The following is a 231-nucleotide window of genomic DNA, read 5'->3' on the forward strand; positions in this document are numbered from 1 at the left end:
GTCTTGCCGCATCGATATAGGGCAAACCAGCAGGGCGAATATTAGATATACAATTACGCAGCGAATCGTTAAGCCCTGTTTTAGGCTCCCAGGTTAAATAAAGCCCCAAGCTATCTGGTGAGCTAAGCCCAGGACGTTCACCAATGAGCACCATCACAATTTGGGCATTCAATAACTCACCAATATCATCACCAATGGCTACTCGCCCTTGTTCAACTAAGGTGATTGGAG

At 46.3% G+C, this 231-nt stretch carries 1 protein-coding gene; it reads right to left on the reverse strand.

Translation table 11 applies throughout. The features are described 5' to 3' along the window. On the reverse strand, positions 1-231 hold a 231-nt coding region (locus SB749_RS21105), incomplete at both ends, for an ethanolamine ammonia-lyase light chain EutC (RefSeq protein ID WP_410712043.1).

The sequence above is a fragment of the Brevibacterium sp. SIMBA_078 genome, from assembly GCF_046534565.1.
In the GTDB taxonomy this organism is placed as follows: Bacteria; Actinomycetota; Actinomycetes; order Actinomycetales; family Brevibacteriaceae; genus Brevibacterium.